This window comes from Aestuariivirga sp. (genome assembly GCF_037139295.1).
Taxonomy (GTDB): domain Bacteria; phylum Pseudomonadota; class Alphaproteobacteria; order Rhizobiales; family Aestuariivirgaceae; genus Aestuariivirga.
Genome location: NZ_JBAXGR010000005.1, coordinates 14,692 through 41,259 on the forward strand (window position 1 = coordinate 14,692; position 26,568 = coordinate 41,259).

A 26,568-nucleotide genomic window follows, 5' to 3' on the forward strand; every position below is an offset into this window, starting at 1 on the left:
GCCTCCCCATTCACGACCAAACAAACAGGAGTTCTACCTATGATGAACCGTCGTCACATCCTGCAGGCCGCTGCAGGCCTCGCCGCCCTGCCGGTCCTTTCCACCGCCGCCCGCGCCGACTGGAAGGCCGATTATCCCGAGCTCGTTTTCGCCACCATCCCGGACGAGAATGCCACCGGCGTCGAGAAGCGCTACGAGCCCTTCATCCAGTACCTGACCAAGCAGCTGGGCGTTCCCGTGAAGCTCCGCATTGCCAATGATTATGCCGCCGTGATCGAGGGCCAGATTGCCGAAAACATCGACATTGCCCTTTACGGTCCGTCGTCCTTCGCCCGCGCTCTGATGAATGGTGCCAAGATCGACGCCTTCGCCATGCAGGTGAACCAGGATGGCACCAAGGCCTATTACTCGGTCATGTATGTAAAGGCCGACGCGCCCTACACCAAGCTTGAAGACCTCAAGGGCAAGAACCTCGGTCTCGTCGATCCGAACTCCACCTCGGGAAACAATGTGCCGCGCTTCGAGATGAACAAGCTGGGCATCAAGCCGGAAGAGTTCTTCTCCAACGTTGTCTACACCGGCAGCCACGAGAACGCGATCATCGCCCTGCAGCAGGGCCAGGTGGACGCCGTGTTCAACGCCTGGAACGACGAAAACGAATCGAACCTGCGCCGCATGGAGCGCAAGGGCATGGCCAAGTACGACGACTTCAAGATCATCTTCAAGTCGGAGCCGATCGTGAACTCGCCCTTCGCCATGCTGACCAAGCTGCCGGCCGAACTGCAGACCGCCATCAAGGACGCCTTCTTCTCGATCGAAAAGAACGATCCGGAAGCTTTCCAGGTGATGACCGACGGCAAGCAGCAGCTGTGGGTGCCCACCAACAACGAAGCCTACGCCGGCATCGTCGAACTGAACAAGTTCGTCGACACGCTTCGCAAGTCGTAAGCAGCGATCAGGGTCCGCGCCTATGCGGCGCGGACCCATCATTCCCCGCAGGAGCGCCGCATGACCGCCTCAGCCGCGACGCCGCCACGCATGTCCGTGGAACAGATGGCTCGCGCCTATGCTGCCGAAGTGGCGCAGAAGCGGCGCCGCTTCTTGTTTGCGGCAATCATCTTCGCGGCCCTCGTGCTGGTTGCGGGCTGGATGGCCGAGATTGACCTGGCCCTGTTCTTTAAGAACATTCACAAGTTTCCCAACTATATCGGTCGTATCTTCCTGCTCGATTCAGGGCCGATGGCCGGGCATTTCGTCCTCTACGACGTCGCAGGCTGGTTCTGGGGCCTGGGCAAGTGGCTCAGGCTCCTCGCCGACACGCTGCTGATCGCCTATGTCGCAACGGTTCTCGGCGCCTTGTTCGGCTTCATTGCCTGCTTCTTCGCGGCAGCCAATCTGGGCGTCTCGCATCCCTTGACCTTTGCCGTCCGCCGCTTCCTCGAGTTCTGCCGCACCGTGCCGGATCTCGTCTTCGCGCTGATCTTCGTCATGGCCTTCGGGCTGGGTCCGATCGCGGGGGTTCTGGCCATCGTCATCCACACCACCGGAGCGCTCGGCAAACTGTTTTACGAAGTGCTCGAGAACGTCGACCAGAAACCTATCGAAGGCCTCACCGCCAGCGGTGCCTCCTGGACGAAGACCATGCGATTTGCGGTGCTGCCGCAGGTCCTGTCGAACTTCCTCAGCTATGCGCTTCTGCGCTTCGAGATCAATGTGCGTGGCGCCTCGGTCATGGGCTTTGTCGGTGCCGGTGGCATCGGTCAGGACCTGATGGAGGCGATCCGAAAGTTCTATTACCCCGACGTCTCGGCCATTCTCGTGCTCATCATCCTCACCGTATCGATTATCGACCTCGTGACAGAGCGGGTGCGGCATCATTTCATCACGCAGGTAGGCTGACATGAGGAGCATGGAAAGCGGCGGCTACAGCGACATCGAGAACGCCGCCCTGCGCGCTCGATGTGCAAAGGTGTTCCAGCCCGCGGGCTGGAGCGGCAAACTGATCGCCGTCGCCGCCCTGGCGCTCCTCGTGTTCGGCCTTTGGCACCTGGGCTTCTCGGCCACGCGATTCTTCAGCGGACTCAGCAGTCTGGGCAAGCTTATCGTTCTGATGTTCCCGCCCGAATGGGGAACCACCACGACGCTCATGCGCTTTTTGAAGTCTCTGGGCGAGACCGTGGCGATCGCCCTGCTCGGCACGCTTCTGGCCGCCGCAATCGCATTGCCGCTCAGCCTCATCGCGGCACGAAACACCACCGTGTCGCAAATCTTGCGGTTCTTCACACGGCGCGGCTTCGACGCCCTGCGCGGCGTCGACACGCTGGTCTGGGCGCTGGTGTGGGTCAACGTGGTGGGCCTCGGCCCTTTCGCCGGTGTGATGGCGATCGCCATTTCCGACATCGGCTCTCTGGGCAAACTGTTCTCCGAAGCCATCGAAGCCTCGGATCAGCGATCGGTAGAAGGTGTCAAGGCATCGGGCGGCGCCAAGCTGCACACAATCCGCTTCGGTCTCTTGCCCCAAGTGGCACCCGTGTTGATCGGGCAGTGCCTGTACTACTTCGAGTCCAACACCCGCTCAGCCACCATCATCGGCATCGTGGGGGCAGGTGGCATCGGCCTTGAACTCTCCGAAATGATCCGAACGCTGGAGTGGCAGAAGGTCTCATTCCTGATCATCCTGATCCTGATCACCGTCACGATCATCGACCGGCTGTCGACCATGCTGCGCAGCGCCATCGCCGGCAACCGGTCAGTACCCGGCTAACGTGACCGATAGACCGGCCGGCCCGCACAAATGGTTGCCACTGGCCGCTCTTCCCGCGCACAGAGGACAACGAGATCTGCCCTGAAGCCCTCCGCGATCTGCCCCCTGTCACCGAGGCCAGCCGCCGCCGCAGGTGCGGCACTGATCAGCTCCCAGGCCTGTTCCAGACGAAGAACGCCACGCTCCACGAGGGCAAGTGCCGCATGCAACTGTGCCGGATAATAGTAATCCGAAGAAAGGATCGCACACTTGCCCTGCCGGATTGCCTCCTCGGCGCCAATGGCGCCTGTGTGGCTTCCACCGCGCACCACGTTGGGCGCACCCAACACGATGAAATCGCCGCCCGCCGCACTGGCATCCAACGCTTCGGCAGTGATCGGGAACTCGGCGATGCGCGCACCGAGATCACGATAGAAGGCCCGCATATCCGCTGTGCGATCATCGTGGGAAAGCATGGGCGCCCCATTCTGACGCGCCGCCTCAGCGACTGCCTGAATTGCCACAGGCACTTCAGCACGGCGTGACAGGACTGACTCATAGAGGGCGAGATAGCGTTCCGGCGGCACCATTGAGCGTTGGGCGTGTCGGCCAATGGCGCCACGAACATCGGCAACCTTCATCAAGGGTGTGGTGTGGTCGTTGAAAGCCAAAAGCGTGGTCTTTGGTCGCGTCAGAAGGGCCAGAACCTCATTCACCTCGTCGAGAGCGAATGTCTCCCAGCGCAAGTGGACACGGTTGTCGGCAAGAAGGGATGGTTCCAGTCGCTCCAGAGCGTCAATGATACGCATCGACTGTTCAAGGCTTCGGAGCCCTGGTTCCCAGGATATGGTGATGCCGTGATAGGCTGTGGTAATGCCGTTGGCCACCAATTGCCGGTCACTGTCACGCATTGCCATGTCGATGGGAAACATGGCACTTGGCCGTGGCATGATCTGGCGCTCGAAGGCATCACCGTGAATGTCGACGATGCCCGGCAGCACGAGACAATCCTCAGCATCGATCAAGGCGTTCCTTGATGATCCCGCGGGGCGGATCTCCGCAATGCAGCCACCGGAACAAACAATGTCCGCCGCAACCAACCCCCTGCCCGGCAGGAGGCAGTGACCGCCGCCGATCACCAACTCCCCGGTGAGCCCGTTCACGGTATAATCAGTGATGCGATGAATTCGTCCGCAACCGGTGCGGGATCGGGCAATTGTGCGCCTGGTTGCAAACCCCTCAGCAGCAGGCAGAATTTCGCGACAGCGTCGGCAAGGAGACCGTCATTGACGATCCGCTCAACGCGCACGCCGGCTGGATAGTCCGGGACCTTGCGGAGCACGCGCTCGCGTGCCTGCTCAGGCGTCTCCCGACCGCGCGCCACGATGCGCGCGACGAGAACGTCCTCAGGTGCGGTGATCTCTGCGACGGCGACGTTGGCAAAACGCGCGCATGCATCTGCAATCGAGGCGCGCGAGCAGTTCACAACCACGGTCGCGCCGGAGTCGAGATGGCTTTCGATGAAGCTCCCGATGCCGTAGGAATTGCCATGCGCTCGCCACCACAATGCGAAGGCGCCCTCGGCCACCGCCAGTTCGAACTCCATCTCCGTCATGGAAATGTGGTCTTCGGCATCAGGATTGCTGAGGCGCGTGACGAAGCGACGCGGGAAGACAACGCTGCTATCTCCCTTGAGCGCTTCCCTTGCGCCCATCATCACGCTGTCCTTGCCGGCCCCGCTTGGGCCAACCACCAGGACAAGATGGCCACTCGCTGCTCCCATCACATCACCCGCATGCCTTCGCGCCATACACGGCGCACGGCAGGGATACGGTCCTTGACGCGAACTTGGATCAGGTCGGCCCGCCGGTGCGGCTCGATGGCACCACGGTCGTCCAGTCCTGCAGCTCGTGCCGGATTGAGGCTGATGGTGCGCATTGCCGCCGGCAGAGTCATGCCCGGCACGGTTTCGGCGAGGCGGAAAGCCGCCGGCAGGAGACTGGAAGGTACATAATCGGAGGACAGCACATCGAGATGGCCGCTCGCCGCCACGTCCGAGGCAGAGATATTGCCGGAGTGGGACTTGCCGCGTACCACATTGGGCGCACCCATCAACACGGCCAGACCATTGCGGTGGGCGGCCTGTGCGGCCTCCCGCGTCGTCGGGAACTCGGCGATCGCCACACCATCGGCAATGGCTTCCTCGACATGCGCCTCGGTCGCATCATCATGGCTCGCAAGGCGCACGCCAAGCCTCGCCGCCATGGCAAGAATCGCCTGCTTGTTGGCACCGGCATGCTTCGCCTGCATCTCCTGGCGCACGGCGATATAGCCGTCCATGTGTTCAGGCAGGATGAGCTTCTTGCCGATGTAATACTCACGAAACTTGTCGATCGATACAAACTGCCGGGCGCCCGGCGTGTGATCCATGATGGAAATGAGATGGAGGGGTCCGGCCTGAGATGTTATCTCCGCTGATTCCGCCGTGTCCGCACAAGGCAGTTCGCAGCGCAGGTGAATGAAGTGCTGTGCCCGAAGGCGACCACTGTTCTGGGCTTCGAAGATCGCCGCGCAAAGCGACATTGCCTCACGTGCCGATCGGTCGCCCGGCTCGAAGCTTCCCGCCCGCAGTGCATCGAAGACGGTCGTGATGCCGGCTGCGGCGATCTGTGCATCATGTGCCATCACCGCCGGTATGGCCGGCCAGGCAACGCCGGGGCGCGGAAGGTAGTGGCTTTCGAGGTGATCGGTGTGCAGCTCCACGAGACCCGGGAGCAGGTAGTCGCCATCAATATCCTCGGCGGGCGCAGCCACATTGCCTTCGATGATTTCAAAGATCTTACCGTCCCGGACAATCACTGTTCCCTCGACGATCTCGTCAGGAAGCACCACGCGGGCGTTGGTAAAGAGGGTCTCGGTCATACGGCAACCTCGGCGGCTGAATGGGGAAAGGGAAAGTGGCGGGTGGCCAGGAACGCAGCACCAGGAGATGGCTCCTCGAACAGCGCGAGCCCGTCGATGAGCACGGGTGCCGACAGCACCGGCGCAAAATGCTCTGACGCCGCAGCTTCAAAGCGCTCCACCTCGGCAGCTGGAAGGCGCTCGGTCAACGTCATGTGAAAGCGGAAGTCTTCGAAGACATAGGGGTAACCCCAATCCGCGAGATGCCTCTCCTGGCGTTCGGTCAGGCCTGCCGACCTGCGGCGTGCGAGTTCGTCGGCTGAGGGCGGGGCGCGGAAGCCATCAAGTTCGCGCACCGCACGGTCGGCGATGCGGTGCAGGGGCTCACAAGGTCCACGCGGCACCAGAGCCAAAAAACGGTCGAGAAGCGCCACCTTCAGCGAGACGCGAAAGCAACGCTCTTCCGCGGCAAGCGCTGCCAGCGCTCGCAGCAAGGACTCAGGGTGCGCCGTGTCGCGCAGCGCGAAGGGCGGCTTCATCGTCGCATGGAAGCCATAGCGGCGCGGCTCACCGGTGACGGCGGCAAGGCCAGCGGTGCTGGGCTGCTCGAGCGCCTCTCCCGTGAACGCATCGCGGCCAAGCCAGCGCGAACCCAACGCGTGAAGCAGCGTGCCGGGCAGCGGTGCGAAATAGATGGCATGGCGCATGCTCATCTCAGTCCAATCCTATGCTGCGAGAACACGCGCGGCGGCGCTCAGCCTCGTCATGGAAGACGGCGAGAATGGCACTGCCCTGCCCGCGCGCCTCGGCGATCAATTCCAGCACGCGGTTACGGTTCTCGGTGTCAAGCGAGGCCGTGGGCTCGTCGAGCAGCAAGATCGGAAAATGTGCCGCAAAGCCACGCGCAATGTTGACGCGCTGCTGCTCGCCGCCTGAAAAGGTCATGGGCGACAGGTGCCAGAGGCGTTTGGGGATGTTGAGCCTGTCGAGCAGCGTGCGGGCCCGGGTCAGCGCCTGCTCCTGCGAGATGCCGCGATCCATCATGGGCTCCGCCACCACCATCTCTGCCGGCACACGCGGAATGACGCGGAGGAACTGCGTGACATAGCCGATGACATCGCGCCGCAGTTCGATCACGTCGCGGGGTGCCGCCGTCACCACATCCGTCCAGCCCACACCGGAAAACACCTGGATTGATCCGGCATTGGCGCGGTAGGTTCCATAGACCAACTTCAGCAGCGAACTCTTGCCGCGACCCGACGGTCCGGTCACTGCCACCGCCTCACCCGCCTTCACTTCGGCGTTGAGCCCGTCAAACACCGGGATACGCACGCCAGCCTGCTGGTGCAGCACGAAGGACTTGGAGAGGCTTTCGATCTTCAGAACCGCGCTCATGGTCACACCTGCAGCACGGAGGAAACGAGAAGCTGAGTATAGGGCGCCTGCGGATCCTCGAGGATCTGGTCAGTCAATCCCTGCTCAATGACACGGCCCTGCTGCATGACCATCATCCGTGATGAAAGAAGGCGCGCCACGGCAAGGTCATGGGTGACGACCACGGCCGCAAGGTCGAGCCGCTTGACGAGGCCCCGGATCAAATCGAGCAGCCGCGCCTGTACCGACACGTCGAGCCCTCCGGTGGGCTCATCCATAAACACAAGGCGCGGCGAGGTAACGAGATTCCGCGCGATCTGCAGGCGCTGGCGCATGCCACCGGAATAGGACCAGGGGCTGTCATCGATTCGGTCCTCCGGAATCTCGACACGCTTCAGCCAGTCGGTTGCCGTGGTACGGATGCGGCCATAATGCCGCTCGCCAACAGCCATCATCCGCTCACCGACATTGGCGCCGGCGGATACGCCCATGCGCAGGCCGTCTCGCGCATCCTGGTGCACGAAGCCCCAGTCGGTCCGCATCAGAAGCCGCCGCTCGGCCTCGCTCATCTCGTCAAGCGCCACGTTGCGGCCATCGCGCATCGAGTAACGCACCTTGCCGGAACTGGCCGGCAGGTGGCCGGAGAGGCAGCGCAACAAGGTGGTCTTGCCGGAGCCTGATTCACCCACGATGGCCAAAACCTCGCCCGGCCACAGATCAAAGGACACGTTCTGGCAGCCGGCGCGAGCGCCATAGAACTTGCTGACACTCTCGGCAGAAAGCAGCGCGGTCATCTTTCACCCCGCTGCCTGGCGCAGAAGTCGGTGTCAGAGCACACAAACATGCGCGTTCCCTGGTCATCCATGACGATTTCGTCGAGGAAGCTGGCCCGCGAACCGCACAGCGCGCAGGGCTCATGCCACGACTGCACCTCGAAGGGATGGTCCTCGAAATCGAGGCTCTTCACCTTCGTGTACGGCGGCACCGCATAGATGCGCTTCTCGCGGCCAGCACCGAACAGCTGCAGCGCCGGGCAATCATCGAGCTTGGGGTTGTCGAACTTCGGAATCGGCGAGGGATCGAAGACATAGCGGTCCGCCACCTTGGCGGGATAGGCATAGGTCGTGGCGATCTCGCCGTACTGCGCGATGTCCTCATAGAGCTTCACATGCATCACGCCATATTCCTCAAGCGCATGCATGGTGCGGGTCTCGGTCTCGCGCGGTTCGAGGAAGCGCAGCGGCTCCGGGATCGGGACCTGGAAGACGAGGATCTGGTCCTCGGTGAGCGGCGCCTCAGGGATACGGTGACGGGTCTGGATGACACTCGCCTCCTCCGTCCGCTCAGTCGTCGCAACGCCCGCCGTCTTGACGAAAAACTTGCGGATGGAGACGGCATTGGTCGTGTCGTCAGCGCCCTGGTCGATGACCTTGAGCGTATCCTCCGGCGTGAGCACGGCTGCCGTCACCTGCACGCCACCCGTTCCCCAGCCATAGGGCATGGGCATCTCACGGCTGGCGAAAGGCACCTGATAACCGGGAACGGCAATCGCCTTGAGGATGGCCCGGCGGATCATCCGCTTGGTCTGCTCGTTAAGATAGGCGAAGTTATAGGCGGGCGCGTTCATTCAGCGGCCTCCAGCCTGTCCTTGGCATTGTCGATCTCGGCGCGCATGCGTCGCAGCAGCACCAGCTCTGACTGGAAGTCGACGTAATGCGGAAGCTTCAGGTGTTCGACAAAGCCAGTCGCCTGCACATTGTCCGAGTGTGACAGAACGAACTCCTCATCCTGAGCCGGGGCCACGCGCTCCTCGCCCAATTCTCCAGCGCGCAGCGACCGGTCGACCAGCGCCATGGACATGACCTTGCGCTCGCATTGGCCGAAACCCAGGCCATACCCACGCGTGAACTGCGGCTTCACCGTCGCCGAACCCTTGAACTGGTTGATCATCTCGCACTCAGTCACGGTGATCTTGCCGATGACGATCGGGAAGCCCAGTTCCTCCGGGATGAAGCTCACTTCAACACTGCCGAGCCTGATCTCGCCCGCAAAGGGATGCGTGCGCCCATAGCCACGTTGGGTCGAATAGGCGAGCGCCAGCAGGAAGCCCTCGTCACCGCGGGCAAGGTTCTGCAGGCGCAGGTCACGCCCGGCAGGAAAGTTCAGGGGGTCCTGCGTCAGGTCGCCCGGCTCACCTGCTTCCGCCGAGGGCTGCTCCATCAGGCCTTCGCTTCCGAGCAGCTCCAGCACACGCGGCATGTCGCTGCGCAACTCGCTGGGCGCACGTGCGGCCTCGGCAGGCTCCACCTCGCCCGCGAGCGAGAAGTCCAGAAGGCGGTGGGTATAGTCGAAGGTGGGGCCAAGGATCTGCCCGCCCGGAATATCCTTGAAGGCGGCGGAGACGCGACGCTTCACCCGCATGGACTGGGTGTCGAGCGGCTCGGCATAGCCGAAGCGGGCGAGCGTCGTGCGCGTGGCACGGATCAGGAAGATCGCCTCGATGAGGTCGCCCCGGGCCTGCTTGATGGCGAGAGACGCAAGCTCACGGTCATAGAGCGAACCTTCGTTCATCACCCGGTCCACCGCCAGCGTCAACTGTTCGGCAATCTGCTCCAGCGTGATCGATGGCACGCTGCGGTCGCCACGGCGCTCTTCGTCGAGCAAGCGGTGCGCGGCATCGATAGCCTGTTCGCCACCTTTGACGGCCACATACATCAGGCGGACTCCAGAAGGCGGATTTCAGTTGAGCGCGGCAGGGCCGCCACCAATCCGGGCGCGGCGAAGATCACGTCGATGCCAACAGGGAAGCGGGCATGATTATCGGCCATTGCCGTCCAGAAGGAAGCGCCTAAGCCCACGACACCGAACGGCTCGCGATCATGAATGCCCGGTCCGGAGAGCTTGACGGCATCCGACGAAAAGCCCGGAACCTGAATGACCAGCGTGGCCGAGCGGTCAGGATACTCGTGGGTTCCCTGCATCAGCAAAGGAAGCGCGGGAGGCATCTGCTCCAGTGTGGCGAAGAGGAACTGCGCCTTGTCTGGTTCCGACGTGATCGGTGCACCAGCATGGAAGCGCAGGTAATGCACCACCTTGTCGATATCCAGATCGGGTGCCAGCCAGATCGGCGTCTGGAAGTCACACAGTGTCAGCGCAACGGCGGCCGTGCTTGCCAGCAGCGGTTCTGGCGCCTCGAGATCGGCGCCGATTTCAAGCACGCGGCCGGGCCGCGCCATGGCCTTCATGATGGCCCGGAATGCGTGAGCGGACTGAACCGCGACGTCGGAAAATCCGCGTTCAGTCATCGCCACGCACCATGGTGAAGAAGTCAACCTTGGTGGCCGCCGCCTTGGTGGACTCCTCCACCTGTGCGGTCTGCAGCTTTGCTTCGAGTGGCGCGATGACCTTCTCGGACAGAGTGGTGTCGCCACCCTGCAACAGCGCATCGCAGAGCGCGGCCAGGCGGGCATGGGCGGCATTGCGCCCCATGACATAGGCATGTCCTTCGGTGCCGTCGCCAAGCCGCACGGCACAGCGCGTCACGGTTGCCTCGCCAAGGTTGAAGGCAGCACCCGTCGCACCCATGCGGCCGCGTAACATCACCAGGCCGGTTTCGGGCACGCGCAGCACATCATGCGGCGTGTCGGCGACGTGCTTTGCACAGGATTCGAGATCACGCCACGCAGACAGCGAGAGAACGCGCATCCACGCCGCGCGCTGGTTCCCGGCGGATGTCGGATATTGTGGTGGCATGGTGCCACTAACCAACCGAATGTAACGGCTGGATGACGGGCATTCGCTCATACCTCTCGAGGAACGCCTCGGCCGATAGCGAGCGGAAATCCGGCAGTGCTGCGCGGATCTCTTCGTGCGGCCAGTCCCACCAGGCGAGCGCCTGCAACCGGTCCGCGACGTCACGGGGATGACGCCACTTGATGAACCGCGCGGGCGCACCTGCGACAACCGCATAGGGCGCCACGTCCTTGGTGACGACCGACTGCGCCCCGATGATGGCGCCGTTGCCGATGGTCACACCTTTCATCACAATCGCACCATGGCCGATCCATGTGTCATGACCGACTCGCACCGGGCGGGAACGTCGCCAGTCGAATACCGCCTGCTCGTCCGGTTCGTCCGGCCAGAAATAGCTCGAGCGGTACATGAAGTGGTGAAGCGATGCGCGATGATAGGGATGTTCACCGGGGTTGAGCCGCGTGAAGGCCGCCACATTCACGAACTTGCCGAGCACCGAATAGGCAATATCCGCGTAGCGCGCGGTGTAGCTGTAATCACCCATGTCCGATTCCAGCACGTTGGAGCCCTCGCCGATTTCAACGAAGGCGCCCAGCCTGCTGTTGCGCACCGTGGCGTTGGCATGAAGGAAGGGCTGGAGCCCGAGTTGCGGCATGATGATTCTCCGAAACCCTCCTCATCGGGGAGTTCGGTGACACGCAGATGAAGGATCAGTGCGCCGGCTTACGAATTGCCGGCAAGTGCCGCAGCTGCCTCCGCAGCGCCCTCGACGATGTTCAGGTGTTCCGTCAGGCTGGCCATCTGCAGCAGTTCCTGGACCGTGCCCTCGCGCGGAGCAATCGTCACGAAGGTAATGCCACGCTGCTTGAACTGCTTGAGAGTGGACACCAGCAGGCGAATTCCCATCGATGACAGGTTGGTGAGGTCCTGCAGGTCGATGATCACCTTGTCGCCCTGCGCGCTCACCGCACCGGCCTTGGCAGAGAACCCGGTTTCCATCTTCGCCACCGCGGCGGTATCGAGGCGGCCTTCGAGCGTCAGTACTTGGATAGTCATATCGATTGCCTCCGGCGACGATTGATGATGCACGGCGGAGTGGCGCTCAGATTACATGACAGTTTTGTGACGAATCTGCTGATATCGCCTAACCCCTGTCCATCAGCTTGAGGTACAGGATCACTGCCCCGGACGAGAGCACACACAGCCCGGTCGCCGCCCAGAAGCCCGAGGGTGAGCCAGTGAACGGAATGCCTTCGAGATTCATACCGAACATGCCGGCCACCAAGGTGGGCGGCAGGAAGGCGGCTGTCAGCGCGGACAGCGTGAACAGCTGGCGGTTGGTCTCCGCCGTCAGCTTGGCGTCGATCTCGTCATGGAAGAAGCGGGCGCGCGCCTCCATGTCGGCAAAGTCCTGGTCGAGGTTGCTGAGCCGCGCCGCGGTGAGCGCAAAGCCCTCCGGTGTGGGAATGCTCGCGCGTTCCGCCGTCTGCAGCGCCCGGCGCATGGCGCGCATGTGGCGGTGCAGCTGGGCGATCTCGCGCCTGGTCAGCATCAGCCGTTTGCGCTCGCCGCGGTGACGCTCGTCGAGCACATGGTCCTCGATGATCTCGAGCTCGTCGGAGAGCCGGTGCAGTGCTGTGTCCACCACGTCGGTATAGAGCGACAGCAGGTGCGACAGCAGGCTGGCCGGATTGGTGAAGCTGTAGCCCGCTCCAATCACTTGCCGCAGCCGCTCCGCCGACTGCACGGCCTTCGCCCGCCCGGTGATCAGGAAGCGCTCGCCCAGCGCGAAATGCATCCAGGCGAACTCGGTCGTGTCGGCATCGAACTCATGGCGGAAATCGGCGAGGTGCCCGAACAGCACGTTCTCCCAGGCACTCACATGCTGCCGCAGCGGCGGGTCGCAGATTTCGTTCACGAGTTCTGCGGGGAAGCCGAAGGTCTGCGCCAACCAGCGACGGCAGCGCCAGTCAGCGAAATTGAGATGGAGCCACAACCACTCGCCGGAGCCCGGAAGCTGGCCGTTTAACTCGTCTTCTGACAAAGCCCGCCCGCGGCCCGATGAATCGAATCCGAACGCACAAATCAGGCCCGGAACCGGGTTGGCACTCAAGAGTGGTATCCGTCGTTGGGAAGCGGAAAAATCACCCGCTACGCCGCGCGTATGACGGTTCCACGACAGCCTCTCGCTGCGAGGGCGGCAGGCCCATCACAACCGGTCGCCGTGACGCCATCACACGCGCACAGCACGATCACAGTGGATGATTTCACATCTTGCGCCTGTCTGTGGGCCGCGTCCTGCGCAGTGGAGCTCAGGGTTCACTGCTCCAATCAGGCAACTGTCACATCACTTTCACGTGATTGCCATAGCCCTTGTGCCGTTGCGCTTGTGCGACAGGAGAAAAACATGTTTGGACTGACCCGCCGCGCCCTGATGGGCGCTCTCGCGATGACCGCCGTGGGCCTCGCCCAACCGGCACTTGCAGATGACGGCCACCCCTATTTCGGCCCCGAGGTCCTCGATCTCACCGTGTTGCTTGTGCCGCCCCCCGCCAAGGACTCGGACGTCACCAAGGCCGAGCTCGCCGAAGTGAAGGCACTGCAGGCATCCGTCAGCGACGCCCGCAAGCAGCAGGCCATTGCCGATGCCGAGGAAGGCTTCAGCCCCTTCGTGGCCACCACGAGCCTTGCCGCCATCGATCCTGCAAAGCTGCCGCTCACGGTGGCGCTCGTCCAGCGCGTGCTCGACACCGAGGACGCGGTGACCACGCCCGCCAAGAAGTTCTTCGACCGTGCGCGCCCCCCGCTGGTCGATGAGGCCATCAAGCCGCTCGCCAAGATGTCGAAGTCCAACGCCTATCCCTCGGGCCACACCTCGAACGGCACGGCGGTCGCCATCGTGCTGTCGGAGATGGCGCCGGAAAAGCGTGCCGAGCTGATGGCGCGTGCCTCTGATTATGCTGAGAGCCGCTTGATCGTCGGTGTGCACTATCGTTCCGATCTCGGTGGCGGCTTCGCCTCGGGCGCGCTGATCGCCAAGGAGCTCGAAGAAAACGCTGACTTCCAGAAGGAAATGGCCCCCGCCAAGGCCGAACTCCGCGCCGCACTCGGCTTGCAGTAAACACCCGAAGCGATCCCCCTCTGCACTGGCATTGCCGCCGCAGAGGGGGCGCGCGCCCGCCTTGGGGCGTCTTTCAGATGCATGAGGAACTGCGGAGAACCATCTCGCTCCGCGCGGCCAGCCGGAGCCGAAATCCAGGCCACCCCAGAAAGAAAAAAGGGCCGATGCACCAAGGTGACCGGCCCAAGTCTAGGGAGGAAACGCCCAGGAAGGGCATACGAAACATCGCTGTTTCGTGAGGCCGATATGGCAGTGCGGCATGATAGAATCAAGAGGGCGACTGGCAAAATTTTGTACAGCCAGTCAAAACCTGCGCTCAGGCGATCACCGGAACTTCAGCAACCATTTGAAATTGATCAAGTTTTTTAAATCTCTCGTCCAGAGCAAGTAGCTATGCGCTTTGCGCATGCCGAACAGAAATTGCTGCATTGCAGCACAAACAGCAGGCTTGAGGGGCACGGTGCGCTCCCATAGGAAGGATCCGTTGGGAGGACGACAAGATGACCACACCGGACTGGGCTGAACTCACGCGCTTTGCAATCCTTCTGGCGGAGACGGCAGCCGACGCGATTCTCCCCTATTTCCGGCAGAACACGAAAGTGGACGTGAAGGATGGCCCGGTGTGGGACCCTGTCACCGAGGGCGACCGGGCAGGCGAGCGCGTCATCCGGCAGTTGATCGAGCGGCATTATCCGGAGCACGGCATTCTCGGCGAGGAATATGGCGTGAAGGACGCCCGCTCGCCCTTCACCTGGGTGCTGGACCCGGTGGACGGCACTCGCGCCTTTGTCAGCGGCATGCCCACCTGGGCCACGCTCATCGGCCTCAGCCATGAAGGCCGCCCGGCCCTGGGCCTGATGAATCAGCCCGTGGTGGGCGACATGTTCTACGGCAATCCGCAGGGCGCATGGCACAGCTACCGCGGCGCCACCTCGGCCATCACAACGCGCAAGGGCGTGCCGCTGTCGCGCGCCACGCTCGGCACCACGGCGCCCGAGCTCTACCGGAGTGCCGAAGACCAGCGCCGTTTCCAGAGCTTGCGGCACAAGGTGCAGCTCGCCCGCTACGGCGGGGATTCCTATTTCTTCTGCCTGATGGCGGCAGGCCACATCGACATCGCCATGGACTGCGGCCTGCAGCCTTATGATATAGCACCCCTTCTCCCCATCGTCACCGGGGCGGGCGGCGTTGCCGCCGAGTGGACCGGCGGCGACATTGCGCGTGGCGGCAATGTCATCACCGCAGGCTCACAGGCCCTGCTCGACGAGGCACTGGCCATCATGGCCTACTGAGCCGATCAAAAAAATACGCGGGACAAGCCCGCGTATCATCGTCCATCCGTGAACGGATGTTTACTGCATCGCCAGCTTGAGGCACTGGCCCGCGGCCATGGCGGCCGGGCGCGCTGCCGACATCGGCAACTTGCCCGACTCGACAAGAGCCTTGGTCGCGGTCGTCACGACGGCCTTGAGGTCGACGCCGGGCGCCACCTGCGGCATGGCGGCATTGAAGATCGTCTGGCCGTTGGCGTCGAGGCCCGAGGCGCAGCTCGTGGCTTCGGCAGCGCCGGCGAAGGCCGGGGCAGCGGAGAGGGCCAGAAGGGCGATGGCGGTGATGATGCGCATGGGAGTGTCCTTTCGAGAATGCGTTCGAGCGAGACTACTAGCCGGGCGCACGAAAATGGGAATCCGTAAATCCCCCCGCACCCGGCCGGAAACGAAAAGGCCGCCCGGCGGCGGCCTCTGTCATTCAGTCATCCCGGTAGACGCGCTCGCGCCGCTCGTGGCGCTCCTGCGCCTCGATCGACAGCGTGGCGATCGGGCGGGCATCCAGCCGCTTGAGGCTGATGGGCTCGCCCGTCTCCTCGCAATAGCCATAGGAGCCATCCTCGATTCGCTTCAGCGCCGCGTCGATCTTGGAGATCAGCTTGCGCTGGCGGTCACGGGTGCGCAGCTCCAGCGAACGATCGGTCTCGGAGGACGCGCGGTCGGCCAGGTCCGGCAGGATGTGGTTCTCATCCTGAAGATGGGCAATGGTTTCCTTGCTTTCCTTCAGGATCTCTTCCTTCCAGGTCAGGAGCTTTACCCGAAAATACTCGCGCTGCCGCTCATTCATGAACGGCTCGTCGTCACTGGGTTTGTAGGCTTCGTCGACTTCTGCAGCCATTTCGAACTCTCTGTGAACCCCTGCTTGGGCGCGGCTTATAGCGTCAGCACGGGCCTTCCACAATAGCCCGGTTGCGGCTTCTGCCGGCCATCCACAACCCCGCTATCGCCATGATATTGCGAAGCTTTTATGACGTTTGCCAGACGGGCTGCAGAATGCCACAAAGACCCCGGTCAGGAACGGGAAGGATCGGGCAGGCATGCGCTTCGAAGGAACGGCAGATTACGTCGCGACCGACGACCTCAAGACGGCCGTCAACGCCGCCATCGTTCTCGAGCGCCCGCTACTGGTGAAGGGTGAGCCTGGCACCGGCAAGACGGTGCTGGCGCACGAGATCGCCTCGGGCCTCGGTGCCCCCATCATCGAGTGGCACATCAAGTCCACCACCAAGGCCCAGCAGGGCCTCTATGAATATGATGCGGTGGCCCGCCTGCGCGATTCACAGCTGGGCGACAAGCGCGTGCACGACATCGCCAACTACATTCGCCGCGGCAAGCTGTGGCAGGCTTTCACCGCGCCAGAGCGCCCTGTGCTGCTCATCGACGAGATCGACAAGGCCGACATCGAATTCCCCAACGACCTCCTGCAGGAGTTGGATCGCATGGAATTCTTCGTCTACGAGACCGGCGAGATGGTGAAGGCGGAGCGCCGCCCCATCGTCATCATCACGTCCAACAACGAGAAGGAACTGCCCGACGCCTTCCTGCGCCGCTGCTTCTTCCACTACATCAAGTTTCCTGACGCAGAGACGATGCAGGCCATCGTCGACGTGCACTTCCCCGGCATCAAGAAGCGGCTGGTGTCGGAAGCGCTCAACATTTTCTTCGAGCTGCGCGATGTGCCGGGCCTCAAGAAGAAGCCCTCGACCTCTGAACTCCTCGACTGGCTCAAGCTCCTGCTCAACGAGGACATCGACGTCGATACCCTGCGCGAACGCGACCCCAGGAAGGTGATACCGCCGCTGCATGGAGCCCTCCTCAAGAACGAACAGGACGTGATGCTGTTCGAGCGCCTCGCCTTCATGGCAAGGCGCGAGGGGCGCTGAGAGACGTCACCTGTCGTTGCGGCTCATCCACTTCAGCGCATGCGGCACGAACCAGGCATTGCCGCGATACCAGAACCTTGTTGGCGGCGCTGTGTCGAACACGCTGTCCCCACCCTCCTGCCCCAGGATGCGCCGCGCGATCTTGATGCCGAACAGCGTTCCCATCGGCACGCCGGCGAAGCAGTAGCCGCTGCCATAGTGAACGCCCTCATGGCAGCCGATGCGGGGCGTGATGTCGAAGGTGCCACCGCATTTTCCCGTCCAGACATTGTCGAACTGGATGCCCTCCATGTCCGGGAAAATTCGCACCAGCCGCTGCTGCAGGCGCTCCGCCATGATGCGCAGGTCGGCATCGACCTCGCCCGTCAGCCCGCCGAACTGAATGCGCGTATCGTCACCCGGTGCGATGCGCATCCAGTCGACGTTGAAGTTCCAGTCGATGAAGGTGCGGTCGCCCGGCAACAAGGCCCTCACCCGGTTCTCGCTCATCGGTGCTGTCACCGCCTGATAGGCATGGAACGGCATGATGCGCCGCTGCAGCCACGGAAACTCCCTGCCGCCATAACCATTGGTGGCGAAGACGAGGTCCCGAGCCTCCACCTTCGCGCCCTTCACGAGCACCGTGAAACCCTCAGTCTCCTTGCGGAAACCATAGACCGGCGTGAAGGCGCAGATCGTGACACCCGCCTCCCGCGCCGCGTCGAGCAGGCCCTGGTGATAGAGCCCGGGATGCAACCCCGCATGGTCCGGAATGCGCACGCCGCCGAAATAATGCTCGGTCGCGATCTCCACGCGCTGTTCAACCCGGCTCACCGTCTGGAACGGCTCGCCCAGATGCTCCTCGCGCAAGCCGAATTCCCGCGCCATGTCGTCATACATCTTGGTCGAAGTCGCCAGCAGCAGCCGCCCCTGCTGCTTGTAGTGGCAGGCGATGTTCTCCCGCTCCACCACGTCCTTCACCGCGATGAAGGCATCCATCAACTCGCCATAGGTCGCCTTGGCCATGTCGAGGCCCTGCCCCTCCATGATCTCGCCGAAGGAATGCTTCAACGTGCGGCCCACATAGCCCGCATTGCGGGTGGAGGCGCCATGGCCCGGTTCCTTCGCCTCGAACACCGTCACCTGCCGCCCGCCGCGGGCGAGGTTGATCGCCGCGTTAAGCCCGGTGATACCGGAGCCGACGATCGCCACGTCGGTGCGCTTGAGCGGGGCAGCGCGGGTTTGATCTTCATGCGGGGCAGCGCGCCACCAATAGGGGTCGAAGGAAGCATTGTTGCTGAGTGCGCTGCTGCCGAAGGCCATGTCAGGCGGCCTTTCCGTAGCGCCGCTCGTCCATCCTGTCCTTCAGTTGCATGTACCAATAACCCGCCTGCACGCACACGCGGCCGAAGGGCCCGCCCGCCCAATCCGGCGCGTAAGGGGCGAAGCGTCGGTACTCGTCATCCTTCGCGCCAATCGCCCGCGCCATCAGGATGCCACCCATCGCCGTGGTGTTCATGCCGTGGCCACCGAAGGCGGTCGCCCACCATTGTCCCTGCCCGTCAGAGCCGATCAGCGGCATGAAGTGCCGCGCATAGCCCATCAGGCCCGCCCAGGCATATTCGATCTTCGGGTTGCCCAGTTCCGGGAACACCGACACCATGTCGCCCTTCATCCGCTCGGCAAGGTGCGCAGGCTCCGAAACGCGCGTGGTGATGGCGCCACCCCAGAGGAGACGCCCCTCATCCACCAGCCGATAATAGTTGCCTGCACGCCGCGTATCCGAAATGGCGCTCCGTGTACGGATGACATCCTGCGTCAGCGGCTCGGTCACCGCCACATAGGTGGCCACCGGCAGCACGGCGCGGCCCGTCGGCTGGTGCAGCGTGCGGTCAAGCGATGAGACGCAATAGACGACATTCGCCGCCCGCACCTCGCCCTTGGCCGTGCGCACAGACCACACCGCGCCTTGCTTCTCCACCGACACCGCGGGTGAGTTCTCGTAAAGCCTTGCCCCCGCCGCTTCCGCTTTCTTCGCAATCATCAGCGCATAGCGCAGCGGGTGCATGTGGAAGGCGGTGGGGTCATAGGACGACTGGAAGTAGCGCTTCGTGTTCACCCGCGCGCGCGTTTCGGCCACGTCGAAGAACTCCATCTCCTGGCCGTAGTCCCTGGTCATCTCGGCCACCGCCGCCTGCTTCCCGGCGGCATTGGAATAGCGGATGCAGCCCTGCCAGCCGTCACCCATCCGGATCGAGGGGTTGGTCTCGGCAATCTCGCGGCGCACGAACTCGGTGCCGTGGCGGGACAGCTGGTACAGCGCCTGCGCGGCGGTGAGCCCCACCCGCTTCGCCACAGCGCCCATGCCCTCGGCAAAACCGTTCGACACGAAGCCGCCGTTCCGCCCGGAAGCCCCCCAGGCGATCCGCTTGGCCTCCAGCAGCACCACGGACTTGCCCCGCCGGGCCAGTTCCAGCGCGGTCGTCAACCCGGCGAGCCCTGCGCCGATCACACAGGCGTCGGCCTCGACCCGGCCCGTCAGGGCGGGGCGGAGCGCCCCCCGGTCCACCGTGGCCTCATACCAGGTCCGTTCGGAATAATTCGCGTCGATCATTCTCAAAGCCTCAAGCAAACGCGCCAGTTGCTCCCGCCCCATGCCTTCCGCTATGGAACGCCTCATGCGCTTCACTTCAGGCAAAGACTTCGCGAACCAGCCGCAGAAGGCGGTCACCATATTCGGCATGTCCGGTGTGGGCAAGACAACGCTCTCGAACCTCCTGCAGGATTCGGGCTGGTATCACTATTCCGTCGATTACCGCATCGGCACCCGCTACATGGGCGAACACATCGTCGACAACTTCAAGCGCGAGGCGATGCGCGTGCCCTTCCTGCGTGACCTTCTGCTGTCGGACTCGATCCACATCCAGTCCAACATCACCTTCGATCACCTGAAGCCGCTGTCGACCTATCTCGGCAAGCCCGGCAACCCGGCGAAGGGCGGCATCTCGTTCGCCGAATACAAGAAGCGCCAGACCCAGCACCGCGCGGCTGAGATCGCGGCCCTGCTCGACGTGCCGACCTTCATCGGCAAGGCGCGTGACATTTATCAGTACGAGAACTTCGTCTGCGACTCCGGCGGCTCGCTGTGCGAGATCGTCGATCCGTCGAACCCGAAGGATCCGGTGCTCGCCTGCCTCGCGGAGAACACGCTGCTTCTCTACATCGAGGGCACGCCCGAACACACCCGCATGCTGGTCGAGCGCTTCCGCAAGGATCCGAAGCCCATGTATTACCAGCCCCAGTTCCTCGAGAAGAAGTGGGCAGAGTACAAGGAGATCAACAAGCTCTCGAACGACGATCAGGTCGATCCGGACGGCTTCGCCGTCTGGGGCTTCGAGCAGCTGCTTCACCACCGCATCCCGCTCTACAAGGCGATTGCCGATAATTTCGGCTACACGGTCCGAATGCGTGACGTACCAAACGTCCAGTCCGAACAGGACTTCACCGCGCTCGTCGCCAACGCCATCGCAAAGTAGATCACATGCCCATCCGCATTCCGAACGACCTTCCCGCCCGCCGCACGCTCGATTCCGAGGGCGTGATGGTGATGACGGAAGCGAGCGCCGCCCGCCAGGACATCCGCCCCCTGAAGATCGGCCTCCTCAACCTGATGCCCAACAAGATCAAGACCGAGACGCAGTTCGCGCGCCTGATTGGTGCAACGCCGCTGCAGGTGGAGCTCACTCTCGTGAAGATCACGTCCCATACCCCGAAGAACGCGAGCCCCGAACACATGCTCGCCTTCTACGAGGACTGGGAGGACGTGAAGCACGAGAAGTTCGACGGCTTCATCGTTACCGGCGCACCCGTGGAGCTTCTCGACTTCGACGACGTCAACTACTGGGACGAGCTGTCGCGGATCTATGACTGGACGCAGACGAACGTGCAGTCGACCTTCAACATCTGCTGGGGCGCGCAGGCCGCCCTCTGGCACTTTCACAAGGTGCCGAAGCACGCGCTGCCCAAAAAGCGCTTCGGCGTCTACACTCACCGCAACCTGAAGCCCAACTCGCCCTATCTGCGCGGCTTCTCCGACGACTTCTCGATCCCCGTCTCGCGCTGGACCGAGAACCACCGCGCTGACATCCCCGAAGACCGCGGCCTCGAACTGCTGATGGAGTCGGACGAGGCGGGCCTTTGCCTCATCAATGATCCGTCAAAGCGCTCGCTCTACATGTTCAACCACATCGAGTACGACACCACCTCGCTGTCGGACGAATACTGGCGGGACCGGAACGCGGGCAAGCCGATCGAGCTTCCCGTCAATTACTTCCCCAAGGATGATCCGGAGCAGCCGCCGGAGAACCGCTGGCGCAGCCACGCGCACCTGCTGTTCGGCAACTGGATCAACGAGCTCTACCAGACGACACCGTTCGACCCCGCGAAGATCGGCGGCTGAAGAAACCCGCTGCCTAGGCAACATTCTCAATTCTCATCATGCCCGGGCTCGTCCCGGGCTTCTTTTTTGGCGGCCAGTAAAAGGATCGCCGGGACAAGCCCGGCGATGATGAGCACGAGGGAAGAGATGGCAGCCCACCGCCCGACACACCTCCGCCCACGCTCCCCCCATGTGGCCACATGCAAGGAACGGGAGGGCCAGACCCCTTCTCCGGGACCTGAGAAAACAGATTCACGATGTCAATCAGCAGCAAGCACGACCAAGCCTTCCACATAGCACACTATAGGACTAAAGTCAAGTTCTAAGAATAGTCTCAATCGCTTTCATTCCGTCAAGGTGCCGGGCTAGCCTCTTCGGTCTCAAATGCGGGATGCCACATGCCGGACCTTCAGCTGCTTCTCCTCCGCCATGCAAAGGCCGTGCTCGGCGAAGGCATGGACGATTTCGACCGCCCGCTCGCGCTGCGTGGCGAACAGGCCGCACAGGCGATCGGCCGCCACATGGCCGCCAATGGTCTCGTGCCGGACCTCGTGCTCTGCTCGCCTGCCCGCCGCACCAGCCAGACATGGGAAATCGCCGCGCGTGAACTCCCCGCAACCGAGGTCCACTTGGTCGAGGCCCTCTACGACTTCGGCGATGGCGAGGCACTGCTGCAGGTGATCCGCGAACAGGGGGGCTCCGCGAAGCGCCTGTTGCTCGTCACCCACAATCCCGCCACCCAGAACCTCGCCCTGGCGCTGGCAGGATCGGGCGACCGCACGCTGCGCCGCCAGATCGTCGAGAAATACCCGACCGCCGGGCTCGCCATCCTCACCCAGACCGGTGGCAGCTGGGCAGAACTCTCGGACGGTCAGTGCAGGCTCGACGGCTTCCTCAAGCCCCGTGATCTGGCAAGCCGCCCGGCATGACGGTTTCCCTTGCCATGCGGCCCCAACCGCACCACTTATTGCCCCATGAAAGGGGTTCCGAAGATCGTCAGTTTCACCGACATCGTTGACGGCACGCGCATCGCCGCGGGCGGCCTTTCCGATTTCGCCACCGGCCTCGTGAACCCCTCGGTGCGCCTGGGCGTCACCGGGCTCTCGCGCGCCGGCAAAACCGTGTTCATCACCGCCCTCGTCAACGCACTGCTGAAAGGCGGCCGCTTTCCCGCTTTCGAGGCGCTGAGCGGCGGCCGCATCACGCGTTGCTATCTGGAGCCGCAGCCGGACGACACGCTGCCGCGCTTCGCTTTCGAGTCCCATACAAGGGCGCTGTCAGGCGAGACCCGCCACTGGCCGGAGAGCACCAGCCGCATCAGCCAGCTGCGCATCACCGCCGAGTATGAGCCGCGCGGCCTCATTGCCCGCAACCTCGGCTCGGGCAAGCTGCACATCGACATCGTGGATTATCCCGGCGAGTGGCTGCTGGATCTGCCGCTGATGCGCATGAGCTATGCCGAATGGTCGGCTGCCACCGTGGCCGCCAGCCGCGTGGCGCCGCGCCTCGCATACGCCAGCGACTGGCACGCGCTGCTGTCGACGCTCGATGCCACCAGGCCCGCTGACGAGCAGGACGCCATCACGGCAGCCGAGGTCTTCACCGCCTATCTCGCACGCTGTCGCAAGGACGACGTGTCGCTCTCCACCCTGCCGCCCGGCCGCTTTCTGATGCCGGGCGACTTCAAGGGCTCGCCGCTGCTCGCCTTCGCGCCCATCGACATTGCTCCGGGTACGGATCTTCCGAAGGGTTCCCTCGGCGCCTTGATGGAGCGGCGCTACCAGGCCTATGTGTCCACCATCGTGAAGCCCTTCTTCTATGGCCACTTCGCCCGGCTCGACCGACAGATCGTGCTGGTCGATGCGCTGACAGCTCTCAATGCAGGTGCCTCTGCGGTCAAGGACCTGCAGCACGCACTGGCCGATATCCTCTCCTGCTTCCGGCAGGGCCAGAACTCGATCCTGTCCAATCTCTTCGGTCGTCGCATCGACAAGGTGCTCTTTGCCGCCACCAAGGCGGACCTGCTGCACCACACCAGCCATGACCGGCTGGAGAAAATCCTCAAGCTCATTGTCGAGCAGGCGATGGAACGCGCCGAATATTCCGGCGCCACCATCGACGTCGCAGCACTCGCCGCCATCCGCGCCACGCGCGAGGCAAGTGTCAAGCAGAAGGGCGAGACGCTGGAATGCATCGTCGGCACGCCCCTCGCCGGCGAGCACGTGGGCGGAACTGAATTCGACGGTACCACCGAAGCCGCGATCTTCCCCGGCGACCTGCCGAAGGATGCGCAGAAGGCGCTCGACGGCTCGCTCGAGGGCAGCCTCAAGTTCGTGCGCTTCCGCCCGCCCTTGCCGAAGGACGGCACATGGCCCGCGATCCGCCTCGACCGCACCATGGAATTCCTGCTGGGAGACCGCTTCCAATGAGCGAGCACAGAAACCCGCAGGCCTTCGTGCTGGATGAGCCCGAAGGGCAGGACCAGCCGCAGAGGAAGCCGCGCGCCATCACCGGCATCACCTTCGAGCCGGAGGTGGACGAGGGCGCGCTCATCGTCAGGCCGCCCGCCGTGGCGCGTCCCGCGCGCTTCCGCTGGGGGGCACTTCTGGCCTCTGCCCTCTTCACGCTCGTCACCATGTGGGCCGGCCTTTCCATCTCCAAGCTGGTGGAGGATTTCTTCGCGCGTTCGCCCATCCTCGGCTGGACGGCGCTGGGCGTTGCCGCCATCGCTGCCTTCGCCGCCCTCGCCATCATCCTGCGCGAGATCTGGGGCTTGGCCCGTCTGCGCCGCATCGAGCACATCCAGGTTGATGCCGCACATGCCATCAACACCGACGACACGGCAGCCGCAAAGCGCGCAGTGGACAATCTCAAGTCGCTCTATGCCAGTCGCTCCGATGCGCAGCTCGGCCTGCGCGAGATGAAGCGCTACGAAGCTGACATCCTCGACGGGCGGGACCGCATCCGCCTCGCCGAGCGCCACCTCGTCGACTGGCGCGATGCCGAAGCGCACCGCATCATCGCCCATGCGGCACGCCGCATCACGTTGCTCACCACCGTGGCGCCGACGGCCGCGCTCGACATCCTGCTGGTCGCCGCACAGAACCTGCGCATGATGCGCGAACTGGCCACACTCTACGGCGGGCGCCCCTCGACGCTTGCCACCCTGCGCCTCGCACGGATGGTGATCAGCCACCTCGCCGTCACCGGTGGCATCGCGCTGTCCGACAATCTCATCCAGCATGTCGTTGGCCGCGGTCTTCTCGGCAAGCTGTCCGCACGCTTCGGCGAGGGCACGGTGAACGGCATCCTCACGGCGCGTGTGGGGCTTGCCGCGCGGGACGTGTGCCGCCCCATCCCGCAGGAAACCTCCGCAAAGGATACGCTCGGCAGCTTGATGAAGGAGCTCGTCTCCGCCGCCCCGCAGGAGAAGGACGCGTGAAGCGCCTCGCCGCCCTGCTCGTTCTGGCCGCGCTGGCAACGCCCGCCGCCGCCGAAAACCGCGGCACGCGAATCGCCATGGCGGTCGCCCTTCTCGACGTCGCGCAGGAGCATTGCGAGGGCCGGTACCAGGTCGACGAGCATGTGAAGACGGTGCTCTTCAACAACTTCCATGAGTACGATATCGCAGGCCTCGCCTCGCTGCTCTCGCATCCGCTCAACAGCTTCTACGAGGACTTCACCTATCAGGCGAAGCAGGGCCGCGACGCCTTCTGCCGCAAGGCCCCGGAGGTGGCGGCAAGCACAGGCTATCCGGTGATCCTGTCAGGCGGAGGCTGATGTTCCTCACCTTCTTCACCGAGCTGAAGGGTGCCGGCGTCCCTGTCTCGCTCAAGGAATACCTCACCCTCATCGAGGCGCTGAACGCAGACCTCGGGCAGTATTCGACCGAGCAGTTCTACTACCTCTCCCGCGCGGCACTCGTGAAGGACGAGCGCAACCTCGACCGCTTTGATCGCGTCTTCGGCTATGTCTTCAAGGGGCTGGAAGCGCCCGCCGATGCGCTCCTCGCGGAAATCCCCGAGGAGTGGCTGAGGAAGCTCGCCGAGAAGCACCTGACCGAGGAGGAGAAGAAGCTCGTCAAGTCGCTCGGCGGCCTCGACAAGATTCTCGAGGAACTGAAGAAACGCCTTGAAGAGCAGAAGGGCCGCCACGAGGGTGGCTCTAAGTGGGTTGGCACCGCTGGCACCTCGCCCTTCGGCGCCCATGGCTACAATCCCGCGGGCGTGCGCATCGGGCAGGACAAGAACCGCAACAACTCCGCCGTCAAGGTGTGGGACATGCGCGAGTTCAAGGACCTCGACGACACGGCGGAACTGGGCACCCGCAACATCAAGGTCGCCCTCCGCCGCCTGCGCAAGTTCGCACGCGAGGGCGCCGCGGAGGAGCTTGACCTGCCCGACACGATCCGCTCCACCGCGCGCCAGGGCTGGCTTGACGTGAAGCTGGTGCCGGAGCGGCGCAACACGGTGAAGGTGCTGATCTTCTTCGATGTGGGCGGCTCGATGGACCCGCATGTCCGCATCTGCGAGGAACTGTTCTCGGCGGCGCGCGCCGAATTCAAGCACCTCGAATATTTCTACTTCCACAACTGCGTCTATGAAGGCGTTTGGAAAAACAACCGCCGCCGCACCGCCGAGCGCATCGACACATGGAAGCTGCTCCACACCTATCCGCATGACTACAAGGTGATCTTCGTGGGCGATGCCTCCATGAGCCCCTTCGAACTCACCCATGAGGGCGGTTCCGTGGAGCACTGGAACGAGGAGCCGGGCCTCACCTGGCTGCAGCGCATCGCCGCGACTTACCCCAAGGCCGTGTGGCTGAACCCCTCGCAAGAAAAATACTGGGGCTACTCGCCCTCGATCAGTCTCGTCGCGCGCAGCTTCGAGGGCCGCATGTTCCCGCTGACGCTGGACGGCATCGATCGCGCCATGCGCGAACTGGTGCGTTGAAAGACCTGACGTTAAGTCAATACGGCTCTTTCGCATGCAGCGACGGAAATGCCGCGCTTATTGCGTCTCTCAATCATCGGAACATAGTGGAGC

Annotated in this window: 30 protein-coding genes; 13 read left to right on the forward strand and 17 right to left on the reverse strand. The window is 63.4% G+C overall.

Annotated features, from left to right (window positions below; translation table 11 throughout):
• Positions 1–39 precede the first annotated feature (39 nt).
• Genes phnD through phnE (WCJ41_RS02825) form a run of 3 tightly spaced genes read left to right on the forward strand, consistent with a single transcriptional unit; the run spans position 40 to position 2,764 of the window.
• Positions 40–948: a phosphonate ABC transporter substrate-binding protein gene (phnD, locus tag WCJ41_RS02815; RefSeq protein ID WP_336904306.1), complete on the forward strand. Its 909-nt coding sequence runs from the start codon at positions 40–42 to the stop codon at positions 946–948.
• Positions 949–1,008: 60 nt separating this feature from the next.
• A complete protein-coding gene (gene phnE, locus WCJ41_RS02820; protein WP_336904307.1) occupies positions 1,009–1,899 on the forward strand; it encodes a phosphonate ABC transporter, permease protein PhnE in 891 nt (296 codons plus the stop codon).
• Between the two features lies 1 nt (position 1,900).
• Positions 1,901–2,764 carry a phosphonate ABC transporter, permease protein PhnE gene (gene phnE / locus WCJ41_RS02825; RefSeq protein ID WP_336904308.1) on the forward strand — a complete coding sequence of 288 codons (864 nt, stop codon included), beginning with the start codon at positions 1,901–1,903 and terminating at the stop codon, positions 2,762–2,764.
• Here the strand turns inward: phnE (WCJ41_RS02825) and WCJ41_RS02830 are convergent.
• From WCJ41_RS02830 to WCJ41_RS02890, 13 genes are all read right to left on the reverse strand, one after another.
• On the reverse strand, positions 2,761–3,906 hold the full coding sequence (locus WCJ41_RS02830; RefSeq protein ID WP_336904309.1) for an alpha-D-ribose 1-methylphosphonate 5-triphosphate diphosphatase: 1,146 nt from the start codon (positions 3,904–3,906) through the stop codon (positions 2,761–2,763). The two genes, phnE (WCJ41_RS02825) and WCJ41_RS02830, sit on opposite strands and share 4 nt — an antisense overlap.
• Positions 3,903–4,553, reverse strand: coding sequence for a phosphonate metabolism protein/1,5-bisphosphokinase (PRPP-forming) PhnN (gene phnN / locus WCJ41_RS02835; protein ID WP_336904310.1), 651 nt, complete (start codon positions 4,551–4,553; stop codon positions 3,903–3,905). The genes WCJ41_RS02830 and phnN overlap by 4 nt, the downstream gene beginning before the upstream one ends.
• Complete coding sequence (locus tag WCJ41_RS02840; RefSeq protein ID WP_336904311.1) at positions 4,526–5,665, reverse strand: alpha-D-ribose 1-methylphosphonate 5-triphosphate diphosphatase; 1,140 nt, start codon at positions 5,663–5,665, stop codon at positions 4,526–4,528. Before WCJ41_RS02840 ends, phnN begins: the two co-directional genes overlap by 28 nt.
• Positions 5,662–6,357, reverse strand: coding sequence for a DUF1045 domain-containing protein (locus tag WCJ41_RS02845; protein WP_336904312.1), 696 nt, complete (start codon positions 6,355–6,357; stop codon positions 5,662–5,664). Before WCJ41_RS02845 ends, WCJ41_RS02840 begins: the two co-directional genes overlap by 4 nt.
• A gap of 1 nt (position 6,358) precedes the next feature.
• The gene (gene phnL, locus WCJ41_RS02850; protein WP_336904313.1) at positions 6,359–7,039 is read right to left on the reverse strand and encodes a phosphonate C-P lyase system protein PhnL; all 681 of its coding nucleotides are present in this window, start codon (positions 7,037–7,039) and stop codon (positions 6,359–6,361) included.
• A gap of 2 nt (positions 7,040–7,041) precedes the next feature.
• Positions 7,042–7,812, reverse strand: coding sequence for a phosphonate C-P lyase system protein PhnK (gene phnK, locus WCJ41_RS02855; RefSeq protein ID WP_336904314.1), 771 nt, complete (start codon positions 7,810–7,812; stop codon positions 7,042–7,044).
• Positions 7,809–8,645 carry an alpha-D-ribose 1-methylphosphonate 5-phosphate C-P-lyase PhnJ gene (locus WCJ41_RS02860; protein WP_336904315.1) on the reverse strand — a complete coding sequence of 279 codons (837 nt, stop codon included), beginning with the start codon at positions 8,643–8,645 and terminating at the stop codon, positions 7,809–7,811. The genes phnK and WCJ41_RS02860 overlap by 4 nt, the downstream gene beginning before the upstream one ends.
• A complete protein-coding gene (locus WCJ41_RS02865; protein ID WP_336904316.1) occupies positions 8,642–9,733 on the reverse strand; it encodes a carbon-phosphorus lyase complex subunit PhnI in 1,092 nt (363 codons plus the stop codon). The genes WCJ41_RS02860 and WCJ41_RS02865 overlap by 4 nt, the downstream gene beginning before the upstream one ends.
• Complete coding sequence (phnH, locus tag WCJ41_RS02870; protein ID WP_336904317.1) at positions 9,733–10,323, reverse strand: phosphonate C-P lyase system protein PhnH; 591 nt, start codon at positions 10,321–10,323, stop codon at positions 9,733–9,735. The genes WCJ41_RS02865 and phnH overlap by 1 nt, the downstream gene beginning before the upstream one ends.
• Positions 10,316–10,771: a phosphonate C-P lyase system protein PhnG gene (gene phnG / locus WCJ41_RS02875; protein WP_336904318.1), complete on the reverse strand. Its 456-nt coding sequence runs from the start codon at positions 10,769–10,771 to the stop codon at positions 10,316–10,318. The genes phnH and phnG overlap by 8 nt, the downstream gene beginning before the upstream one ends.
• 7 nt (positions 10,772–10,778) lie before the next feature.
• Positions 10,779–11,426, reverse strand: a complete 648-nt coding sequence (locus WCJ41_RS02880; protein ID WP_336904319.1) for a DapH/DapD/GlmU-related protein — start codon at positions 11,424–11,426, stop codon at positions 10,779–10,781.
• A 68-nt stretch (positions 11,427–11,494) separates the two neighbouring features.
• Positions 11,495–11,827, reverse strand: a complete 333-nt coding sequence (locus tag WCJ41_RS02885) for an STAS domain-containing protein (RefSeq protein WP_336904320.1) — start codon at positions 11,825–11,827, stop codon at positions 11,495–11,497.
• Between the two features lie 88 nt (positions 11,828–11,915).
• Positions 11,916–12,767, reverse strand: a complete 852-nt coding sequence (locus WCJ41_RS02890) for a CorA family divalent cation transporter (protein WP_336904321.1) — start codon at positions 12,765–12,767, stop codon at positions 11,916–11,918.
• 411 nt (positions 12,768–13,178) lie between these two features.
• Here WCJ41_RS02890 and WCJ41_RS02895 point away from each other — a divergent pair, with 411 nt between their 5' ends.
• Together WCJ41_RS02895 and WCJ41_RS02900 are read left to right on the forward strand one after the other, a co-directional pair.
• Positions 13,179–13,892: a phosphatase PAP2 family protein gene (locus tag WCJ41_RS02895; RefSeq protein WP_336904322.1), complete on the forward strand. Its 714-nt coding sequence runs from the start codon at positions 13,179–13,181 to the stop codon at positions 13,890–13,892.
• Between the two features lie 500 nt (positions 13,893–14,392).
• Entirely contained in the window at positions 14,393–15,184 is a 792-nt protein-coding gene (locus WCJ41_RS02900; protein ID WP_336904323.1) for an inositol monophosphatase family protein, read from the forward strand.
• Positions 15,185–15,244: 60 nt separating this feature from the next.
• Here the strand turns inward: WCJ41_RS02900 and WCJ41_RS02905 are convergent, their stop codons facing one another.
• Both WCJ41_RS02905 and dksA read right to left on the reverse strand, forming a co-directional pair.
• Complete coding sequence (locus WCJ41_RS02905; protein ID WP_336904324.1) at positions 15,245–15,517, reverse strand: hypothetical protein; 273 nt, start codon at positions 15,515–15,517, stop codon at positions 15,245–15,247.
• A gap of 124 nt (positions 15,518–15,641) precedes the next feature.
• Entirely contained in the window at positions 15,642–16,058 is a 417-nt protein-coding gene (gene dksA, locus WCJ41_RS02910) for an RNA polymerase-binding protein DksA (protein WP_336904325.1), read from the reverse strand.
• A gap of 199 nt (positions 16,059–16,257) precedes the next feature.
• On the opposite strand from dksA, the gene WCJ41_RS02915 reads away from it, so the two are divergent.
• Positions 16,258–17,103: a MoxR family ATPase gene (locus WCJ41_RS02915; RefSeq protein WP_336904326.1), complete on the forward strand. Its 846-nt coding sequence runs from the start codon at positions 16,258–16,260 to the stop codon at positions 17,101–17,103.
• A gap of 6 nt (positions 17,104–17,109) precedes the next feature.
• Here WCJ41_RS02915 and WCJ41_RS02920 read toward each other — a convergent pair whose 3' ends face one another.
• Entirely contained in the window at positions 17,110–18,405 is a 1,296-nt protein-coding gene (locus tag WCJ41_RS02920) for an FAD-binding oxidoreductase (RefSeq protein WP_336904327.1), read from the reverse strand.
• Position 18,406: 1 nt separating this feature from the next.
• Positions 18,407–19,696, reverse strand: a complete 1,290-nt coding sequence (locus tag WCJ41_RS02925) for an FAD-binding oxidoreductase (RefSeq protein ID WP_336904328.1) — start codon at positions 19,694–19,696, stop codon at positions 18,407–18,409.
• 64 nt (positions 19,697–19,760) lie between these two features.
• Here WCJ41_RS02925 and WCJ41_RS02930 point away from each other — a divergent pair, with 64 nt between their 5' ends.
• From WCJ41_RS02930 to WCJ41_RS02960, 7 genes are all read left to right on the forward strand, one after another.
• Positions 19,761–20,618: an ATPase gene (locus WCJ41_RS02930; protein WP_336904329.1), complete on the forward strand. Its 858-nt coding sequence runs from the start codon at positions 19,761–19,763 to the stop codon at positions 20,616–20,618.
• A gap of 5 nt (positions 20,619–20,623) precedes the next feature.
• On the forward strand, positions 20,624–21,541 hold the full coding sequence (gene metA, locus WCJ41_RS02935; RefSeq protein ID WP_336904330.1) for a homoserine O-succinyltransferase: 918 nt from the start codon (positions 20,624–20,626) through the stop codon (positions 21,539–21,541).
• A gap of 377 nt (positions 21,542–21,918) precedes the next feature.
• The gene (locus tag WCJ41_RS02940) at positions 21,919–22,449 is read left to right on the forward strand and encodes a histidine phosphatase family protein (protein WP_336904331.1); all 531 of its coding nucleotides are present in this window, start codon (positions 21,919–21,921) and stop codon (positions 22,447–22,449) included.
• A gap of 45 nt (positions 22,450–22,494) precedes the next feature.
• Complete coding sequence (locus tag WCJ41_RS02945) at positions 22,495–23,949, forward strand: YcjX family protein (RefSeq protein WP_336904332.1); 1,455 nt, start codon at positions 22,495–22,497, stop codon at positions 23,947–23,949.
• Positions 23,946–24,962 (forward strand): TIGR01620 family protein, encoded by a 1,017-nt coding sequence (locus WCJ41_RS02950; protein ID WP_336904333.1) that lies wholly within the window; start codon positions 23,946–23,948, stop codon positions 24,960–24,962. Before WCJ41_RS02945 ends, WCJ41_RS02950 begins: the two co-directional genes overlap by 4 nt.
• Positions 24,959–25,300 (forward strand): hypothetical protein, encoded by a 342-nt coding sequence (locus WCJ41_RS02955; protein ID WP_336904334.1) that lies wholly within the window; start codon positions 24,959–24,961, stop codon positions 25,298–25,300. Before WCJ41_RS02950 ends, WCJ41_RS02955 begins: the two co-directional genes overlap by 4 nt.
• Complete coding sequence (locus tag WCJ41_RS02960) at positions 25,300–26,475, forward strand: VWA domain-containing protein (RefSeq protein ID WP_336904335.1); 1,176 nt, start codon at positions 25,300–25,302, stop codon at positions 26,473–26,475. The genes WCJ41_RS02955 and WCJ41_RS02960 overlap by 1 nt, the downstream gene beginning before the upstream one ends.
• Positions 26,476–26,568 lie beyond the last annotated feature (93 nt).